This is a genomic window from Aerosticca soli, assembly GCF_003967035.1.
GTDB lineage: Bacteria > Pseudomonadota > Gammaproteobacteria > Xanthomonadales > Rhodanobacteraceae > Aerosticca > Aerosticca soli.
On record NZ_AP018560.1, the window covers coordinates 1,455,753 to 1,471,003 of the forward strand.

20 protein-coding genes are annotated in these 15,251 nt (G+C 66.9%); 9 read left to right on the forward strand and 11 right to left on the reverse strand.

Going from position 1 to position 15,251, the window contains the following annotated elements; genetic code table 11:
- Positions 1-313: 313 nt before the first annotated feature.
- A complete protein-coding gene (locus ALSL_RS13575; RefSeq protein ID WP_161970938.1) occupies positions 314-454 on the reverse strand; it encodes a virulence factor TspB C-terminal domain-related protein in 141 nt (46 codons plus the stop codon).
- 184 nt (positions 455-638) lie between these two features.
- Here ALSL_RS13575 and ALSL_RS06840 point away from each other — a divergent pair, with 184 nt between their 5' ends.
- Complete coding sequence (locus tag ALSL_RS06840) at positions 639-1,121, forward strand: VC1465 family Xer recombination activation factor (protein WP_126540085.1); 483 nt, start codon at positions 639-641, stop codon at positions 1,119-1,121.
- A gap of 364 nt (positions 1,122-1,485) precedes the next feature.
- Here ALSL_RS06840 and rplI read toward each other — a convergent pair whose 3' ends face one another.
- The 4 genes from rplI to ALSL_RS06860 all read right to left on the reverse strand — a co-directional run bounded on the left by rplI (position 1,486) and on the right by ALSL_RS06860 (position 3,283).
- Entirely contained in the window at positions 1,486-1,935 is a 450-nt protein-coding gene (gene rplI, locus ALSL_RS06845) for a 50S ribosomal protein L9 (RefSeq protein WP_126537690.1), read from the reverse strand.
- A gap of 161 nt (positions 1,936-2,096) precedes the next feature.
- Positions 2,097-2,327, reverse strand: a complete 231-nt coding sequence (gene rpsR, locus ALSL_RS06850; protein ID WP_074552179.1) for a 30S ribosomal protein S18 — start codon at positions 2,325-2,327, stop codon at positions 2,097-2,099.
- Between the two features lie 14 nt (positions 2,328-2,341).
- Positions 2,342-2,743 (reverse strand): 30S ribosomal protein S6, encoded by a 402-nt coding sequence (gene rpsF / locus ALSL_RS06855; protein ID WP_126537692.1) that lies wholly within the window; start codon positions 2,741-2,743, stop codon positions 2,342-2,344.
- A gap of 204 nt (positions 2,744-2,947) precedes the next feature.
- Positions 2,948-3,283 carry a HesB/IscA family protein gene (locus tag ALSL_RS06860; RefSeq protein ID WP_126537694.1) on the reverse strand — a complete coding sequence of 112 codons (336 nt, stop codon included), beginning with the start codon at positions 3,281-3,283 and terminating at the stop codon, positions 2,948-2,950.
- A 143-nt stretch (positions 3,284-3,426) separates the two neighbouring features.
- Between ALSL_RS06860 and asnS the strand changes: the two genes are divergently transcribed.
- From asnS to ALSL_RS06885, 5 genes are read left to right on the forward strand one after another with little or no spacing between them, the layout of a single operon-like run.
- Entirely contained in the window at positions 3,427-4,839 is a 1,413-nt protein-coding gene (gene asnS, locus ALSL_RS06865) for an asparagine--tRNA ligase (RefSeq protein ID WP_126537697.1), read from the forward strand.
- 14 nt (positions 4,840-4,853) lie between these two features.
- Complete coding sequence (locus ALSL_RS06870; RefSeq protein WP_126537702.1) at positions 4,854-5,636, forward strand: MalM family protein; 783 nt, start codon at positions 4,854-4,856, stop codon at positions 5,634-5,636.
- Complete coding sequence (locus ALSL_RS06875; protein WP_126537704.1) at positions 5,633-5,953, forward strand: hypothetical protein; 321 nt, start codon at positions 5,633-5,635, stop codon at positions 5,951-5,953. The genes ALSL_RS06870 and ALSL_RS06875 overlap by 4 nt, the downstream gene beginning before the upstream one ends.
- Before the next feature lie 22 nt (positions 5,954-5,975).
- Positions 5,976-6,767, forward strand: coding sequence for an SDR family oxidoreductase (locus tag ALSL_RS06880; RefSeq protein WP_126537706.1), 792 nt, complete (start codon positions 5,976-5,978; stop codon positions 6,765-6,767).
- 8 nt (positions 6,768-6,775) lie between these two features.
- Entirely contained in the window at positions 6,776-7,468 is a 693-nt protein-coding gene (locus ALSL_RS06885; protein ID WP_126537708.1) for a carbonic anhydrase, read from the forward strand.
- 74 nt (positions 7,469-7,542) lie between these two features.
- Here the strand turns inward: ALSL_RS06885 and ALSL_RS06890 are convergent, their stop codons facing one another.
- The 3 genes from ALSL_RS06890 to ALSL_RS06900 form a co-directional block, all read right to left on the reverse strand.
- A complete protein-coding gene (locus tag ALSL_RS06890; RefSeq protein ID WP_126537710.1) occupies positions 7,543-7,827 on the reverse strand; it encodes a hypothetical protein in 285 nt (94 codons plus the stop codon).
- A 164-nt stretch (positions 7,828-7,991) separates the two neighbouring features.
- On the reverse strand, positions 7,992-9,335 hold the full coding sequence (locus ALSL_RS06895) for an FAD-dependent oxidoreductase (protein WP_126537712.1): 1,344 nt from the start codon (positions 9,333-9,335) through the stop codon (positions 7,992-7,994).
- A gap of 44 nt (positions 9,336-9,379) precedes the next feature.
- Entirely contained in the window at positions 9,380-10,639 is a 1,260-nt protein-coding gene (locus tag ALSL_RS06900) for an NAD(P)/FAD-dependent oxidoreductase (protein ID WP_126537714.1), read from the reverse strand.
- 181 nt (positions 10,640-10,820) lie between these two features.
- On the opposite strand from ALSL_RS06900, the gene ALSL_RS06905 reads away from it, so the two are divergent.
- Complete coding sequence (locus ALSL_RS06905) at positions 10,821-11,339, forward strand: C40 family peptidase (protein WP_231700183.1); 519 nt, start codon at positions 10,821-10,823, stop codon at positions 11,337-11,339.
- 127 nt (positions 11,340-11,466) lie between these two features.
- Here the strand turns inward: ALSL_RS06905 and ALSL_RS06910 are convergent, their stop codons facing one another.
- Entirely contained in the window at positions 11,467-11,952 is a 486-nt protein-coding gene (locus ALSL_RS06910; RefSeq protein ID WP_126537718.1) for an FKBP-type peptidyl-prolyl cis-trans isomerase, read from the reverse strand.
- A 40-nt stretch (positions 11,953-11,992) separates the two neighbouring features.
- Positions 11,993-13,231 (reverse strand): MFS transporter, encoded by a 1,239-nt coding sequence (locus ALSL_RS06915; protein WP_425479013.1) that lies wholly within the window; start codon positions 13,229-13,231, stop codon positions 11,993-11,995.
- Between the two features lie 146 nt (positions 13,232-13,377).
- On the opposite strand from ALSL_RS06915, the gene ALSL_RS06920 reads away from it, so the two are divergent.
- Together ALSL_RS06920 and ALSL_RS06925 are read left to right on the forward strand one after the other, a co-directional pair.
- Positions 13,378-13,662: a hypothetical protein gene (locus tag ALSL_RS06920; RefSeq protein ID WP_126537723.1), complete on the forward strand. Its 285-nt coding sequence runs from the start codon at positions 13,378-13,380 to the stop codon at positions 13,660-13,662.
- Positions 13,663-13,665: 3 nt separating this feature from the next.
- A complete protein-coding gene (locus ALSL_RS06925) occupies positions 13,666-14,421 on the forward strand; it encodes a class I SAM-dependent methyltransferase (RefSeq protein ID WP_126537725.1) in 756 nt (251 codons plus the stop codon).
- On the opposite strand, the gene ALSL_RS06930 is transcribed toward ALSL_RS06925, so the two are convergent.
- On the reverse strand, positions 14,409-15,161 hold the full coding sequence (locus tag ALSL_RS06930; protein WP_126537727.1) for an SDR family NAD(P)-dependent oxidoreductase: 753 nt from the start codon (positions 15,159-15,161) through the stop codon (positions 14,409-14,411). The two genes, ALSL_RS06925 and ALSL_RS06930, sit on opposite strands and share 13 nt — an antisense overlap.
- Between the last annotated feature and the right edge of the window lie 90 nt (positions 15,162-15,251).

Below are 15,251 nucleotides of genomic sequence, written 5' to 3' on the forward strand. Positions count from 1 at the left end.
CTTTGGATTTTGAGCCAGGTCAGGAATTGTCCGAGTACCTCGTGCTTCATCGTGATGTTGCCGTAAGCGCGAGGCGGATGCAGGCGAGGACCGCGCAGGCGCCAGCCTTGCCAGGGTCCGACCAGGTCGATTCGGTTTCTTCTCACGTCATAGCTGAGTTGCGCGAGCTCGTGCAGCGTCACGCGATAGCCGGCGTCGGTCGTGAATTCTTGGCGCTGGTCGTCGTAGTGCCACGGCAAGCGGTTGCGTGGGCGTCCCATGATGGCGGCTCCTTGCGGTTGGGGATTTACGGCAAGCACGATTCGGGCCAGCATCAGGCAGACCCTCCGGCAGTGATACGGGCGGCGGCGAAGAAGGCGAAGGCAATCACGATGGCGCGCAACCAGCCGCCCAGTTCGCAGCCCTTGCCGAACGGAATCACGAACGAGCGGCCGCCCGGCAGGGACACACTCATGTCATGCAGCGGACAGGTGGACGCAAACCCCAGCCCGCTTTGGTCGTACTCGCCCCGATTGGCGGCGTCGGCGTTCGAGTCGCCTATTTGACATAATAAACATTATGCGAAGTCACGCAGGCCCAGGCGCCGGCAATGGTTCCTGTCGCCCGAAGGCTTCCGGGAGCTTCGCCACGGCTGCTTCATGAGCCGGGAGGCTTGCGCCCAGTTCCTGGGCGTGAGCCTGCGCACCGTCCGCTACTGGGAAGCCGGTCGATGCCGCGTGCCGTGGTCGGCGGTGCGGCTCCTGCGGCTGCACCGGCTGGGCGATCTGGGCGCGCTGCACGACGCCTGGGCGGGCTGGACGCTGCACGCGCGGACCGGCGAGCTCGTCAGCCCGAACGGCTACCGCTTCGAGCCCGGCAAGCTGGCCCTGTGGCCGCTCCTGTGCGAGCAGGCGCGGTTCTGGCGGCAGGACTTCGCCCGCCGTACGGCCGGGGGTGTGGGGGCGAAGCCCCCGCGAGGCGAAGCCGTCACGCTCTTGATCTCGACCTCGCAGGTGGCCGTGACCTTGGTGGGCCCGCGCCCTGCCCCGGAGCTGGCGGCGTCAATGCTGACTTGTCGCTTTTCAAAAAGGGAGCGGCTCGGAGCGACTTGGGCGGTCGGCCTATCACGCTTTTTGCGCTGATGTGCCGGCGGTTCGAATGCCCTGACTACCGCACCCCACTTCGCATGGATAGGTGGAGGGAAAGTGCACGGCGAGGTATCGGCGCCACGCTGCGCGAACAGCTCAGTCTGCAAGCATGGCCGCGCCGCGGCCATCATTGCAATCACCGCGGCTTAGGCGGCCTGCCGACTGCGGCATCTTGCCGATTGGCATGCCCCCGAAGGGCGGGCGTGCCGATGGAGGCTCTCAGCCCTTCGTACGGCGATCGGGATGTGTCTGGACGAAGACGAGTGGCCAGTTTAAGGGTCTCATTGGCGCGACGTGGATTTTCCACATCGCGCTCCAGTGATCCACGAAAAACCTCTGTTTTCTGCCGAGGCTCGGCTTACTTTTCGCCGACGACGGTTACCTTGACCGTGGTCTGTACGTCCGCATGCAGGGCGATGATGACCTCGTATTCGCCGGTGCTGCGAATCGGGCCCTCGCCCTGGATCACTTCACCCTTGTGGACTTCGTGACCGGCGGCTTGCAGCGCATCGGCGATGTCGCGCGGACCGACCGAACCGTAGAGCTTGCCTTCGGGGCTGACGTGGGCGGCGATGGTCACTTCCACGCCTTCCAGCCGTGCCTTGCGGGCCTGTGCATCGGCCAGCTGGGCGTTGGCCTTGGATTCGTACTCGGCACGGCGTTTCTCGAAGGCTTCGAGGTTCTGCGGCGTGGCCGGCACGGCCTTGCCCTGCGGCAGCAGGTAGTTGCGGCCGTAACCCGGCTTGACCTTGACCTTGTCGCCCAGGTTGCCGAGGTTGCGGACTTTCTCGAGAAGAATCAGTTCCATGGTGGTTCCTTTTCGTTAGCGTCGGCGAGGCCGGCGCAGCCTTGGGACGGCTGTCCGAAGGAGGGGCAGAGGAATGGGATCGGGATACGGGGAAAGTCAAGGCGTCGCGAGGTCGCCCCTTTTTTGTTTCCGATTCCCGATGCGCCATCCCTCGATGAGCTTCAAACGTCGTGGTTGTCGGTGTAAGGCAGCAACGCCAGGAAACGTGCCCGCTTGATCGCGGTGGCCAGCTGGCGCTGGTAGCGCGCCTTGGTGCCGGTGATGCGGCTGGGTACGATCTTGCCGTTCTCGGTGATGTACTGGCGCAGCGTGTTGAGATCCTTGTAGTCGATCTCCTTGACGTTCTCGGCAGTAAAGCGGCAGAACTTGCGGCGGCGGAAGAACTTGGACATGGGAAGGCTCCGGGTCACTCGTCGTTGTCGTTGCCGCCATCGCGGTCGGCATCATCGTCGCGGCGACGCGGGGATTTGGCGTCGTCCTTTTCCTTCGCCTTCAGGATGAAGGAAGGTTCGGTATCGGCGGCATCGCGCTTGATGATGAGATGGCGCAACACGGCATCGTTGAAACGGAAGCCCGCCTCCAGCTCGTTCAGCACGTTCTGGCTGACCTCGATGTTGAGCAGGACGTAATGGGCCTTGGCCAGGTTCTCGATCGAGTAGGCCAGCTGGCGTCGCCCCCAGTCTTCCAGACGATGCACTTTGCCGGCGTCGCTTTCGATCAGCGTCCGGTAACGCTCGAGCATCGCCGGTACCTGTTCGCTCTGGTCGGGATGGACCAGGAACACGATTTCGTAATGACGCAGGGTCATTGGATGGATGTCCTCTTGTGGATGCGGCCCCAAAGGGCCTCGCAGCCTCCCGCTGGATGCGGTGAGGCAAGGGCCTGTGCGCAGACTCAAAAAAACTGGCACAGAAGCGGAATTGTAGGCTGTCGGGTGCGCTGCGGGCAAGTCGCGATCAGCCGGCGACCTGGCGGGTGAAAAGGCCCGCCCCATGGGCCGGCATCGCCGGTATCAGTGCGCCTCGGCTACGGTGAAGCTTTCGCCGCAGCCGCACTGGCCGGTGGCGTTGGGATTGTGGAAGACGAAGCTCGCGTTCAGCCCCTCGCGCCGGAAGTCGATCACCGTGCCGTCCACCAGCGGCAGGCTCCTGGCATCCACCACCAACGGCACGCCATCGACCTCGATGACGCGATCCTCCGCCTCGACCGTGCCGGCCAGGTCCACCACGTAACCGAAGCCGGAACAGCCCGTGCGGCGTACGCCGAAGCGCACGCCGGCGGCCTGCGGCGACTGGGCGAGAAAGGCCTGCATGCGTTGGCGGGCGGCGGGAGTCAGTGCGAGCGTCATGGCGATACGGGTATTGGACTGGCAGGTCGCGGTGCCAGGGACCGCTCCATTATCATGGCAGTTTGCCTGTGCCCACGGGCACCGACAGTCTCCACTGGTCACGGTCGCCCAGACATGCGGCGGCTTTCGAGGAGTTTCAAGTCATGGCGGTCGATGCGACCTTGTGCAGTGTCAAACAGGCCCTTTCCGGGGCGATTCAGGCCGGCACGAAGGTGACCGTGCGCGGCTGGGTGCGCACACGGCGCGACTCGAAGGCAGGCGTTTCCTTTGTCAATGTGAACGATGGTTCCTGCTTCGATTCCATCCAGGCAGTGGTGCCGGCGACGCTGCCCAACTTCGAGAGTGAGGTGAAACACCTGACCGCCGGGGCGAGCGTGATCGTCACCGGCACGCTCGCACCCTCCCCCGGCAAGGGGCAGGCCTTCGAGATCCAGGCCGAGCACGTGCAGGTCGCCGGCTTCGTCGACGACCCGGAAACCTATCCGATCCAGCCCAAGCAGCATTCGCTCGAGTTCCTGCGCGAGGTAGCGCACCTGCGCCCGCGCACCAACCTGTTCGGCGCGGTGACCCGCGTGCGCCACACGATGATGACCGCGATCCACCGCCATCTCACGGACCAGGGTTTCTTCTGGGTCAACACGCCGATCATCACCACCTCCGATGCCGAGGGGGCCGGCGACATGTTCCGCGTCTCCACGCTGGACCTGGCCAACCTGCCCCGCACGCCGGACGGCAAGGTGGACTTCCGCAAGGACTTCTTCGGCCGCGAGGCGTTTCTCACCGTGTCCGGGCAGCTCAACGTGGAGGCCTATTGCCTGGCGATGAGCAAGGTCTACACCTTCGGCCCGACCTTCCGTGCGGAGAAATCCAACACGCCGCGCCATCTGGCCGAGTTCTGGATGGTGGAGCCGGAGATCGCCTTCGCCGACCTTGCCGCCGATGCCGATTGCGCGGAGGCCTTCCTCAAGGCGATCTTCACGGCGGTGCTGACCGAGCGCGCCGGCGACATGGCCTTTTTCGCCGACCGCGTGCTGCCCGAGGCGATCAGCCGGCTGGAAAGCTTCATCGCCCACCCGTTCGAGCGTCTCGACTACGGCGAGGCCATCGCCATCCTGCAGAAATCCGGGCAGAAGTTCGAGTTTCCGGTTGCCTGGGGTGCGGACCTGCAGACCGAGCACGAGCGCTACCTGGCCGAGAAACACGTCGGCCGGCCGGTGGTGGTGATGAACTACCCGGAGGCGATCAAGGCCTTCTACATGCGCCTCAACGACGACGAAAAAACCGTCGCCGCCATGGACGTGCTGGCCCCTGGCATCGGCGAGATCATCGGCGGCAGCCAGCGCGAGGAGCGGCTGGATTATCTCGACCGGCGCATGGCGAAATTCGGTCTGGACCCGAGCCGTTACGGCTGGTATCGCGACCTGCGCCGCTACGGCACCGTGCCGCATGCGGGCTTCGGGCTTGGCTTCGAGCGTCTGCTGGTCTACGTTTGCGGTCTGTCCAACATCCGTGATGCGATCCCCTTCCCCCGGGTCGCCGGCAGCGCCGACTTTTGAGCCTTTCGATCTCCATGCGCCCGCGTCCTCCAGCCATCGCCATGCTCGCGCTGACGCTGCTGCTCGGCGCCTGCCAGAGTGCCAAGGTGCTGGTGCCGCCCAACCTGCGGCCGACCGAGGATCCGGCCAAAACCCTGGAGCAGGCGCGGCAGAACCTTCAACAGGCCACGCCGTGCTGCACCAGCTTCGCGGACTTCTCTTACGCCAACCTGCTGCCCTGGCGACCGAAAGCCTTCACGCTCGGCCAGGGCGGTCCGGTGGTCAACCTCAACGGCACGCACAGTTATTTCCTGGCTTTCCGGCTGCCGACCGACGTCAAGCTGCCTTATGAGATCGCGCTGAAAGCGGAGCTCAACGGCCGTTGGCTGCATGCCAGCTATCTTTTCGCGCCGACGGTGGTGGTGCTCGACGAGGCCTTCCAGCCGCTCGACCACCGCGACGTGACACTGTGCGAATACATGGGCTGGAGCGACAAGAGCAGCGGCGCCTTCGGCCGTTACCGGATCGACAACCCCAAGGCGCGCTATCTGGTGATCTACAGCTCGGCGGCCCAGCAAGGCGGCTCGACCTATTGGGAGCAGTCCCCGGCGGTGTTTTCGGTCGACTCGCCGGTGGTGGCGCCGACGCAGAGCAGCTTCCGCATCCCGCACGGGCCGGACGGCACGCTCTGGGTGGGTCTGATGAATCACAGCTTCCGCAAGGCGGTCGACAACGCGATCTGCGACAAGGCAACCCAGGGGGACGGCATCCTCAATACCCTGCGCACTGCCCTGCCGCTGCCCTGGAGCGGCAGTTGATCGCCGCCCTGCTCTATCTCGCCCTGCTCGCCGCAGTGGTGGTGTGCTTCGTGCTGTACTACTTTGCCCAGTACCGCATGGCATGCCGTCTGCGCGACCAGCACCCGCGCCAGTGGCAGATCATTGCCGGCAGCAATCTGTTCAGCACCTGGCTGCGGCTGCAACGCGCTTTGCGCGGCACGCGCCCGCCCCTGCCGCAGCTGCTCGAGGATGCCGAGCTGGGGCGCTGGTATCGCATCTGGCGTGCCTCGCTGTGGCTGGCGTGGATCGGTCTGCTCGCCGCCCTGGCGGTGCAATGGCTGGCCACGCATCGCTGACGCTTTTCCATGGGGTGACATCATGCAACTGGATCTCTCCGCTCGACACGCGCTGGTCTGCGGCGCCTCGCAGGGCATTGGCCGTGCCGCCGCGATCGAGCTCGCCCGGCTGGGCGCCGACGTCACCGTGCTCGCCCGCTCGGCCGAGGCCCTGCAGGCGGTGGTCGACGCGCTGCCGCGCGTGCGCGAGGGTCAGCACCACGCCTGGCGCGTGGTCGACATGCTGGACACCCTGGCGCTGCAGACCGTGGCCGCCGACCTCGTCGCCGCCGCGCCGGCGCAGGTCCTGATCAACAACAGCGGCGGGCCGCCGGGCGGACCGATCCACACGGCCGAGCCGGAGGCCTTCATCGCCGCCTTCCGGCAACACGTGCTTGCTGCGCAGGTGTTGATGCAGGCCGTGCTGCCCGGCATGCGTGCCGCCGGTTACGGGCGCATCGTCAACGTGATCTCGACCTCGGTGAAGGAGCCGATTCCTGGCCTTGGCGTTTCCAATACCGTGCGGGCGGCCATGGCCGGCTGGTCCAAGACCCTCTCCGCCGAATTGGCCGCCGACGGCATCACCGTGAACAACGTGCTGCCGAGCTATACCGAGACCGATCGGCTGCGCTGGCTGCTCGCCACCCGCGCCGCCCGCGAGGGGCGCAGCGAGGATGACATCGCCGCCGAACTCCTTTCCGATATTCCCGCCCGCCGCTTCGGCCGGCCCGAGGAAGTCGCCGCCATGATCGCCTTCCTGTGCACGCCGGCGGCAGCCTATGTGAACGGCGTCAGCATTCCCGTGGACGGCGGGCACATCCGCGCCCTGAACTGAAAAAACCGATGGCAACAAGCTCTTTCGACCCCGCCCACAGCCCACTGCTGGACCTGCTCGACAGCAACCGCCGCTGGTCGGCGGCGATGACCGCGCAGGATCCACGCTTCTTCGCCCGCCTGGCCGAACAGCAGTCGCCCAAGTATCTGTGGATCGGCTGCTCCGACTCGCGCGTGCCGGCCACGCAGATCGTCGATCTGCCGCCCGGCGAGATCTTCGTCCAGCGCAACGTCGCCAACGTCGTCTCGCATACCGACCTCAACTGCCTGAGCACGATCCAGTTTGCGGTGGACGTGCTCAAGGTCGAGCACATCATCGTGGTTGGTCACTATGGCTGCGGCGGCGTGCAGGCGGTGCTGGACGAGCGCCGGCTCGGTCTGGTAGACAACTGGCTGCGGCACGTGGCCGACGTGGCGCGGCGCCATGTCGGCTTTCTCGCCGCGATCGATCTGCCGCTCGAGCGCAATCGCCGGCTGTGCGAGCTCAACGCGATCGAACAGGCGATCAACGTCTGCCAGACGAGCATGGTGATGGACGCCTGGGAGCGCGGACAGCCATTGTCGATCCACGCCTGGTGCTACAGCCTCGCCAACGGCCACATCAACGATCTGGGCCTGCACGTGTCCCAGGGCGATGCGCTGTGGCCGGCCTACGAGTCGGCCGTGCAGAGGCTGATGAGCCTGCCGTGGGCTGAGCCGTAGTCGCTCCGCCCTGCGTGCTTCGGCATAAAAAACCCCGGCTTGCGCCGGGGTCCGTAAGGCATGGATCTGGATGATTACATCCCGCTGCTGGACGAACTGCTGGGATGGGTCGACTGGCCGCTGCCCTCGCCGCTCTTGTGACTCTTGGTCTTGTGGTGGTGATGCATGGTCGACTTCTGGCCGGACGTACCCTGCTGGCCCGACTGGCTGCCGCCCGACGTGGACTGGTCCGATCCCGATGTGGATTGGGTGGAGCTCTGTCCGGACTGTCCGGAGCTCTGTGGCGTCGTGTCCTGGGCGAAGGCGGCGCCGCCGAACACGGCGCAGGTCAGCAGGGAAGCAAGCAAGAATTTGCGCATGATGGCTATCCTCGAAATGGGGTTGCGCCAGGTGCCGGAAGGCCGGATCGCCGTGGCGTCGGCAAGCCTGTGCCCCGACTCACGTATGGCGGCTGAATGAGCGTTTTTGCCGGCCGACAAGGCTCGCGCGCCCACCCGAGCCCCGTCACACCGGCCCATGCACCTCAATGCAGCAGCAACTCTTCCGCCGCCGTGGGATGAATGGCGATCGCCGCGCGAAGATCCCGGCGGGTGAGTCCCTGGCGCATCGCCACGGCAAAACCCTGCAAGTATTCATCGACCCCGGGACCGAACGCATGGAGGCCAACCACGCGTTCCTCCTGGCCGACACAGAGCATCTTCACCCAGCTGCGTTCCTCGCCGTCGGCAAGCGCCTGGGACATCGGCACGAACGCATGTACATGGGCCTGGACGGCTTCGCCGTACCTCGCGCGGGCCTGGGTTTCGTCGAGACCGACACCGCCGAGCGGCGGGTCGGTGAAGGCCACGCTGGGTACGAACTCCTGCTCCAGATGGGCGTCGGGGCGACCGCCGAACCAGCGCTCGGCGAGGGCATGTCCCGCCGCAATCGCCACCGGCGTCAGCGCGCGGTTGTCGCTGACGTCGCCAAGCGCACACACGCCTGCCACAGCGGTCTCCTGATAACGATCGACGCGGATGCGTCTTCGCTCATCCAGCGCGATGCCGAGTCGATCGAGACCGGGCAGATCACTGTTGGGCACGCGGCCGACCGCCCACAGCAAGGCATCGTAGGGTCCCAGACGCGCACCGGAGGCTTCTTCCAGATATACGGCGCCGTCGCGATACACGCGACGCACCTCGACCTGGCGGCGGATGCGCAGCCCCCGCGCCTGCATGGCCTGCGCCAGATGGCCCACCAGCTCCTCGTCGAAACCGGCGAGTAGCCGACCACGGACGAGGAGCTCGACTTCGCCGCCGAGGGCTTGCAACAGACTGGCGCATTCGGCCGCCACGTAGCCACCGCCGACCACGGCGATGCGGCCCGGCGGTCGCTCGAGAGCGAAGATGTCATCCGAGACCATGCCGAGCTCAGCGCCCGGCAGATCGGGCCGGAGCGGCCTGGCACCGGTGGCGATGGCCACCCGGGGCGCACCGAGGCGCGCGCCGGTGGCGGTTTCGACGAGATCGGACGCGAGCAAGCGGGCGTGCGCCCCGATCAGGGTGATGCCGGCCGCACGCAAGCGCTCGGCGTAGCGGCTGCGGATGCTGGCGATGTAGGCCTCGCGGCGCGCGCGGAAAAGTCGCCAGTCCAAGGCTGCCTCTGGCGCCGGCCGGAAACCGCAGGTCCGCGCAAATGCCTGCGATTGCGCCCATTGCGCGGCGTACCAGAAGGCCTTCTTCGGCACGCAACCGACGTTGACGCAGGTGCCGCCCAATCGTCCCGGATCGCAGATCGCGACCCGTGCCCCATGCTCGGCGGCACGCAAGGCCAGGCTGAGCCCCGCCGAGCCGGCACCGAGCACGACGAGGTCGTAGCACGCGGTCAAGGCCGTTCTCCGCCGGGGCAGTGGATGAGGGGCGAAGGCATTGCTCAGATTCCGAAACGCGCCGGGGCGTAAGGTGTCGGATCCAGCGCCGGCGGCGTGCCGGTGAGCTGCGCGGCGATGAGTTCCCCGGTGGCCGCCGACATGCTGACGCCGAGCATGCCGTGTGCGGTGGCCAGGGAAAGATTGGCGTAGCGGGTGCTCGGCCCGATGATCGGTATCTCATCCACGCTCATCGGCCGCCAGCCCCACCATTCTTCCTCCACGCGCGGCCCCTCCGGTTCATGCAGGGCGCTCGCGGCGCCGCGGCGCAGGGCATCGAGCCGGGCGCGGTTCAAGCCCTCGGCGTAGCCTGAAAACTCCATCGTGCTGCCGAGCCGGTAGCCGCTGTCCCAGGTGGTCACGCAGACCGCGCTTTCGCGCAGCACCAGTGCATGCCGCGGCGCCAGGCGCGGACGGGCATAGGTGATCGAATAGCCCTTGCCCGGCTGCATCGGCAGGCGCAAGCCGAGCCCGCGCGCAACCCGCGGCGACCAGGCGCCGAGCGCGAGCACCACATGGTCGGCGACGAAGGTGCCGCGACGGGTATGCACGCGTCGCACCTGCCGGCCATCGGTCTCGAAACCTTCGACGCGTGCATCGCTTTCGATCACCCCGCCGAGCTCGCGCACGCGCCGGGCCAATCCCTCGACATAGCGGTCCGGTCGCAAGCGCGCGTCGCCCGGATGGAACAGCCCGCCGACCACGCCCGGCTTGAGCGCCGGTTCGCGTGCCTCCACCGCCATGCCGTCCAGCCGCTCGACGGTGATCCCGAGCCGGTCGAGCACATCGGCGTGATGGCGCAGATCCGCTTCGAAGGTCGCGCGATCGCGATAGACGTAGAGCTCGCCCGCCTCGACGAATTCGCACTCGATGCCCTCGGCGCGCACGAGTTCGGCGAGCAGCCGGCGCGAACGCCCGAGGATCGCCGCGCGGGCATGGACCGCATGCTCGAAGTCGCGACGATTGCAGTGACGGGCAAAGCCGAACAGCCAGCGCAGACGCTCGAGGTCGACGCGAGGGTTGATGTAGAGCGGCGCATCGCGATGCCAGAGCGCGTGCCAGGCGACACCCAAGCTGCCTGGCATGGTCAGGGGCGGCGCATGGCTCGGCGTGATCGTGCCGCAATTGCCGTGCGAGGCGCCGGCGCCGGGTGCGGCCTGATCGAGTACGCGCACACCGAAACCGGCCCGCCGCAGATACAACGCACAGGCCAGTCCGATCACCCCGGCACCCAGAATCAGCACATCGCTGGAAGTCTCGTCCATGCGGCCATTCTAGCGACCCATGCGCCGCGCCGAGCCATGACGGCGGCGAAGTCCGCATCACCCGCGATGACCTGTGGAATCTCCTGCAATGCAAGCGGAAAACGCTTGATTCTCATGCAACTTTGGCGCGACATTATGCGCAGCGACCGTCCCAGAGGCCCGTCTTCCCATGTCGCGTCGCATGGTTACATCAGTCACGCGCAGCCTGCTCATGGTCGGGCTGGCCTTGCTCGCGGCCTGCGCCGGTCATCCGGTACACGAAAACGGAAGTCGCCCTGCCCTGGCGATGCTTCCGCCGCGCGCCCCATCGGCGGCGAATGCGCAGCGTGCGAACGACATCCTGTTCCGCGCCATGGGCCTGGTCGGCACGCCCTACCGCTGGGGCGGCAATACGCCGGAAGGCGGCTTCGACTGCAGCGGACTGGTGGACTACGTCTATCGCCAGTCGGTCGACATCAGGCTGCCGCACAACGCGCGCGAGATGGCTGCAAGCGGCCGCACGATCGCGCGCATGGCCGAATTGGCGAGCGGCGATCTGGTGTTCTTCACCGGTCGCAGCGGCATCGAGCACGTCGGGGTCTATGTGGGCCAGGGTCGCTTCGTGCACGCCCCCAACAGCGGCGGCACGGTTCGTCTGGACGACTTGTCCGGCAGCTACTGGCGCGAGCATTTCGCCTACGGCAAGCGGCTGCTGGACTGAACCCCAAAACACGCCCGGCGCTGTGTTTCGCGCCATCGAAGCGGCAGGAGTACGCGCTTCGATGGGTCACCCGGCGTCCTGCCCCTGACCGTGGAAGCTCAGGGACCATCGGCGGCTTTCGGAACGCTCAGTGCGCCGCGACGCCCGGCGGGTGGGCGTGACCGTGCTGGAGCTCTTCCTCGCTGGCCTCGCGTACGGTCTCGATGGCCACGTCGAAACGCAACGTCTTGCCGGCCAGCGGGTGATTGAGGTCGACATCCACCGTGGTCATGCCCACCTTCTCGACCACCACGGCGCGCGTGCCACCCTCCTTGAGCGCGAGCACGGTGGTCATGCCGGGCTTGAGCCTGGCCGGCTGCTGGAAGTACTTCTTGGGCACGCGCTGGCTCAAGCCCTCGCGGCGCTCGCCGTAGGCGTCGGCCGGCGGAATCTCCACCTCGAAAGTCTCCCCGGCTTCGCGACCTTCGAGCGCCCGCTCGAGACCCGTAATCAGCTGCCCATGCCCGAGCAGCACCCACAGCGGCTCGCCGCGATCCCGGGAGCTTTCAACCTGGGCCCCATCCACGCTCAGCGTGTAATGGAACGCGATGACCTTGTCCTTGCCCGCCTGCATGTTGCGTGCCCTGTCGAGTGTGAAAGGCGCGCATTCTAGCCTAGGTCGCAGAGTCACCCGAAGCCGCGGCACGGCCGAAACCGATGCCACGCGCCTCCGGCCCGAACCGGGTGAGCAGTGCGAGCAGCACGGCCACCACGGCGATCCACAGCGACAGTGCGAAGGCGTAATCGCCGCCGTGGCGCGCGGCCAGCCAGCTCTGCGCGGTGGCGGTGATCGCGGCCAGCAGGTTGCCCATCTGATAGGCAAAGCCCGGCAGGGTGCCGCGTACCGCATCGGGCGAGAGTTCGTTGAGATGGCTGGGCACCACGCCCCAGGCGCCCTGCACCATCACCTGGATCAGGAAGGCGCCGAGTCCGAGCATCGCCAGCGAGCCGCCATGCGTCCACAGCGGAATCACCGGCAGCGCCAACAGCGCGGCGATCATGATGGCCCGGCGCCGGCCGATGCGCTGCGACCACGCGCCGAAGGCGAGACCGCCGACGATGGCGCCGAGATTGAGCAGCAGGGTGAGGAGCGTGACCTCGCCGGTGCCCAGATGAAGCTGGGACTTCAGGAAGGTGGGATACATGTCCTGCGAGCCGTGGCTGAACATGTTGAACGCCATCATCAGCGCCATGAGATAGACGAAGCGCCCCCAATGGCCACGCATGGCGACGCGTGCACTGACCTGGGTGCCGTTTTTGCGTGCCTCCTGCCACACCGGCGACTCGGGTACCTTGTGGCGGATGTAAAGCACCAGCAAAGCAGGCAGCGCGCCGACCACGAACATGCCGCGCCAGCCGAAATGGTCGAAGACCAGCCAATAGGCGATCGCACCCAGGAAATACCCGCACGGATAGCCGCTCTGCAGCAGCCCGGACACCAGGCCGCGTGCGGAGGGCGGAATCGCCTCCATGGCGAGCGAGGCGCCGATGCCCCATTCCCCGCCCATGGCGATGCCAAACAGGAATCGCAGCACCAGCAAGGCACTCAGCGAAGGCGCGAATGCACAGGCAAGTTCCAGCACCGAATAGAGCACCACGTCCACCATCAGCACCGGCCGCCGCCCGTAGCGATCGGCCAGCCGTCCGAACACCAGCGCGCCCAGCGGACGCGCAGCCAGGGTGAGGAACAGCGCCGTGGTCACCCGGGTCGGACTGGTGTGGAAGTCGCGGGCGATCTCGCCGATCACGAACACCAGCAGGAAGTAGTCGAAGGCATCCAGCGTCCAGCCGAGGAAGCTGGCGAGCACGGTATGCCGCTGGTCGGTGTTGAGTTCCCGTATCGCGGCCGGCATCAGGCGCATGGCGACACATACCTTTTAGTGGCTGCAGGCGAAGCTAGCATAGGCATCCGGTGCATGATGCGGCACTGCAAGACGATCACGCCGGATCCACGTCGCGCCGGCCAGCCTGACGAGGCCGCTTTCGCAGGATCACCGCCATGCACGCATCAGGCTTCGCCGCGCTTGCCGTCCCTGCCCTTAGCGCCACCCCGCTCATGACTTCCCAGACCGGCCGTCCGCAGCCTGCCCAGTCCCGGCACGCGCCCGTGCCTGATTTCGCCGGCCTGGACCAGGCGCACCGCCGCCATCTCAAACGCAGCGACCTTCCGCGCGGCGTGGAGGGCTTGACAGCTGCGCGAGCCTTTCGCCGGGGCGATTGCGACGGCAACGACCGGCCGACGCGCGACGCATACGCCAGCCACGTCGGCATCCACGCGACCTGATCCATGACGGCCATCGAGGAGACGCCCGCCCCTGTCCGTCAAGCCCCGAAAGGCGGCGAGACCGCGATCGGTCTCAGCCGGGGATCGCGCCGCACGATCATCCGGCGCTTTGCGGCAGGTGCCCAGCGCCTGTACGTGCGCAGCAAGCTGGCCGGTGACCCCTTGTACGCGGCGGTGGCGAGCCGGCTTGCCACCGCCGCGCCGCTGCCGCTGCTGGACGTCGGCTGCGGGCTCGGCCTGCTGGGCCAGTACCTGCACGCGGCCGGCGTGCTGCATGGCTATCTCGGTATCGACCACGACGAGCGCAAGATCGCGGCGGCGCGCCATGCGGCCGCGGCCCTGGGTGGGGCCTTGCGTTTCCAGCATGGCGACGTCGACAGCCTGGGCGAATTCGCCGGACACGTGGCCCTGCTCGATGTCCTGCACTACCTGCCCGCCTGGCGTCAGCCCTTGTTGCTGGAGCGACTCGCGCAGCGGGTGGCGCCCGACGGCCTGCTGCTTTTGCGCAATGTGCTGCGCCAGCGCCATTGGCGCTATCACGCCACCGTGCTCGAGGAGCAATGCCTTTATTACTCCGGCTGGATGCGCGTACGTCCCACCCACTACCCCGCCGCCGAGGAAATCGCGGCGCCGCTGCGCGCGGCCGGGCTCCATGTCCATATGGAGCCCTTATGGGGGCGCACGCCGTTCAACAGCTACCTGGTGGTGGCGCGGCGGCCGGCGGATGCGGCGCAGGGAGATGAAGCTCAGCGCTCTTGATCGGTGGGCCGCATCAGCACTTCGTTGATGTTGACGTGTGCCGGACGACTCACGCAGAAGGCGATCACCTCGGCCACGTCCTGGCTTTGCAGCTGGCGCATTCCGGTCGTCCAGCCTTCCACCATCTCGCGGGTGGGCGCATGGGCGATGTGCTCGCGAAGCTCGGTGGCTACCATGCCCGGCTCGATGACCGTGACGCGGATGTTGTCCTTGTAGACCTCGCGACGCAGCGCCTCGGAGAAGGCGACCACGCCGAACTTCGTCGCCGAATAGCCGCCGCCGTTGGGATTGGCGAAACGCCCGGCCACCGAGGACACATTGACGATGTGGCCATCGCGGCGTGCCCGCATGCCCGCCAGCGCGGCCTGCGTCGAGGCGATGAGGCCGAGCACGTTGAGCTCCAGCATGCGCCGCCAGCGGCCCAGGTCGGCCTCGGCCACCGGTTCCAGATACATCACGCCGGCATTGTTGACGAGGATGTCCAGCCGTCCGTAATGCGCCTCGGTGTCCTTCACGACGCGCTGGGCCTGATGCTCGTCGGAGAGATCGGCCACCAACACCAGCGGCTCGGCACCCAGGCTTTCGAGCTGGCGGGAAAGGGCCTCCAGGCGCTCGCGGCGGCGCGCGACGATGGCCACCTTGGCACCCTGACGGGCCAATTCCAGCGCGGTGGCCTCGCCGATGCCGGACGAGGCGCCGGTGACCAGGGCGATGCGGTCTTTCAGGCGTTGCTGCGACATGGGTTTTTCCTCATGAAATGTCATGACCCGACGGGGCCGTTCGATGAGACTGCTACAATGTTCGATTATCTCTCCATGCCCCGTGACGGG

Excerpts from the sequence above, each read along its gene's own strand:
- ALSL_RS13575 (WP_161970938.1), bottom strand. The coding sequence starts at position 454 with ATGAGTGTGTCCCTGCCGGGCGGCCGCTCGTTCGTGATTCCGTTCGGC.
- ALSL_RS06840 (WP_126540085.1), top strand. The coding sequence starts at position 639 with ATGAGCCGGGAGGCTTGCGCCCAGTTCCTGGGCGTGAGCCTGCGCACC.
- rplI (WP_126537690.1), bottom strand. The coding sequence starts at position 1,935 with ATGGAACTGATTCTTCTCGAGAAAGTCCGCAACCTCGGCAACCTGGGC.
- rpsR (WP_074552179.1), bottom strand. The coding sequence starts at position 2,327 with ATGTCCAAGTTCTTCCGCCGCCGCAAGTTCTGCCGCTTTACTGCCGAG.
- rpsF (WP_126537692.1), bottom strand. The coding sequence starts at position 2,743 with ATGACCCTGCGTCATTACGAAATCGTGTTCCTGGTCCATCCCGACCAG.
- ALSL_RS06860 (WP_126537694.1), bottom strand. The coding sequence starts at position 3,283 with ATGACGCTCGCACTGACTCCCGCCGCCCGCCAACGCATGCAGGCCTTT.
- asnS (WP_126537697.1), top strand. The coding sequence starts at position 3,427 with ATGGCGGTCGATGCGACCTTGTGCAGTGTCAAACAGGCCCTTTCCGGG.
- ALSL_RS06870 (WP_126537702.1), top strand. The coding sequence starts at position 4,854 with ATGCGCCCGCGTCCTCCAGCCATCGCCATGCTCGCGCTGACGCTGCTG.
- ALSL_RS06880 (WP_126537706.1), top strand. The coding sequence starts at position 5,976 with ATGCAACTGGATCTCTCCGCTCGACACGCGCTGGTCTGCGGCGCCTCG.
- ALSL_RS06885 (WP_126537708.1), top strand. The coding sequence starts at position 6,776 with ATGGCAACAAGCTCTTTCGACCCCGCCCACAGCCCACTGCTGGACCTG.
- ALSL_RS06890 (WP_126537710.1), bottom strand. The coding sequence starts at position 7,827 with ATGCGCAAATTCTTGCTTGCTTCCCTGCTGACCTGCGCCGTGTTCGGC.
- ALSL_RS06900 (WP_126537714.1), bottom strand. The coding sequence starts at position 10,639 with ATGGACGAGACTTCCAGCGATGTGCTGATTCTGGGTGCCGGGGTGATC.
- ALSL_RS06905 (WP_231700183.1), top strand. The coding sequence starts at position 10,821 with ATGGTTACATCAGTCACGCGCAGCCTGCTCATGGTCGGGCTGGCCTTG.
- ALSL_RS06910 (WP_126537718.1), bottom strand. The coding sequence starts at position 11,952 with ATGCAGGCGGGCAAGGACAAGGTCATCGCGTTCCATTACACGCTGAGC.
- ALSL_RS06915 (WP_425479013.1), bottom strand. The coding sequence starts at position 13,231 with ATGCCGGCCGCGATACGGGAACTCAACACCGACCAGCGGCATACCGTG.
- ALSL_RS06920 (WP_126537723.1), top strand. The coding sequence starts at position 13,378 with ATGCACGCATCAGGCTTCGCCGCGCTTGCCGTCCCTGCCCTTAGCGCC.
- ALSL_RS06925 (WP_126537725.1), top strand. The coding sequence starts at position 13,666 with ATGACGGCCATCGAGGAGACGCCCGCCCCTGTCCGTCAAGCCCCGAAA.
- ALSL_RS06930 (WP_126537727.1), bottom strand. The coding sequence starts at position 15,161 with ATGTCGCAGCAACGCCTGAAAGACCGCATCGCCCTGGTCACCGGCGCC.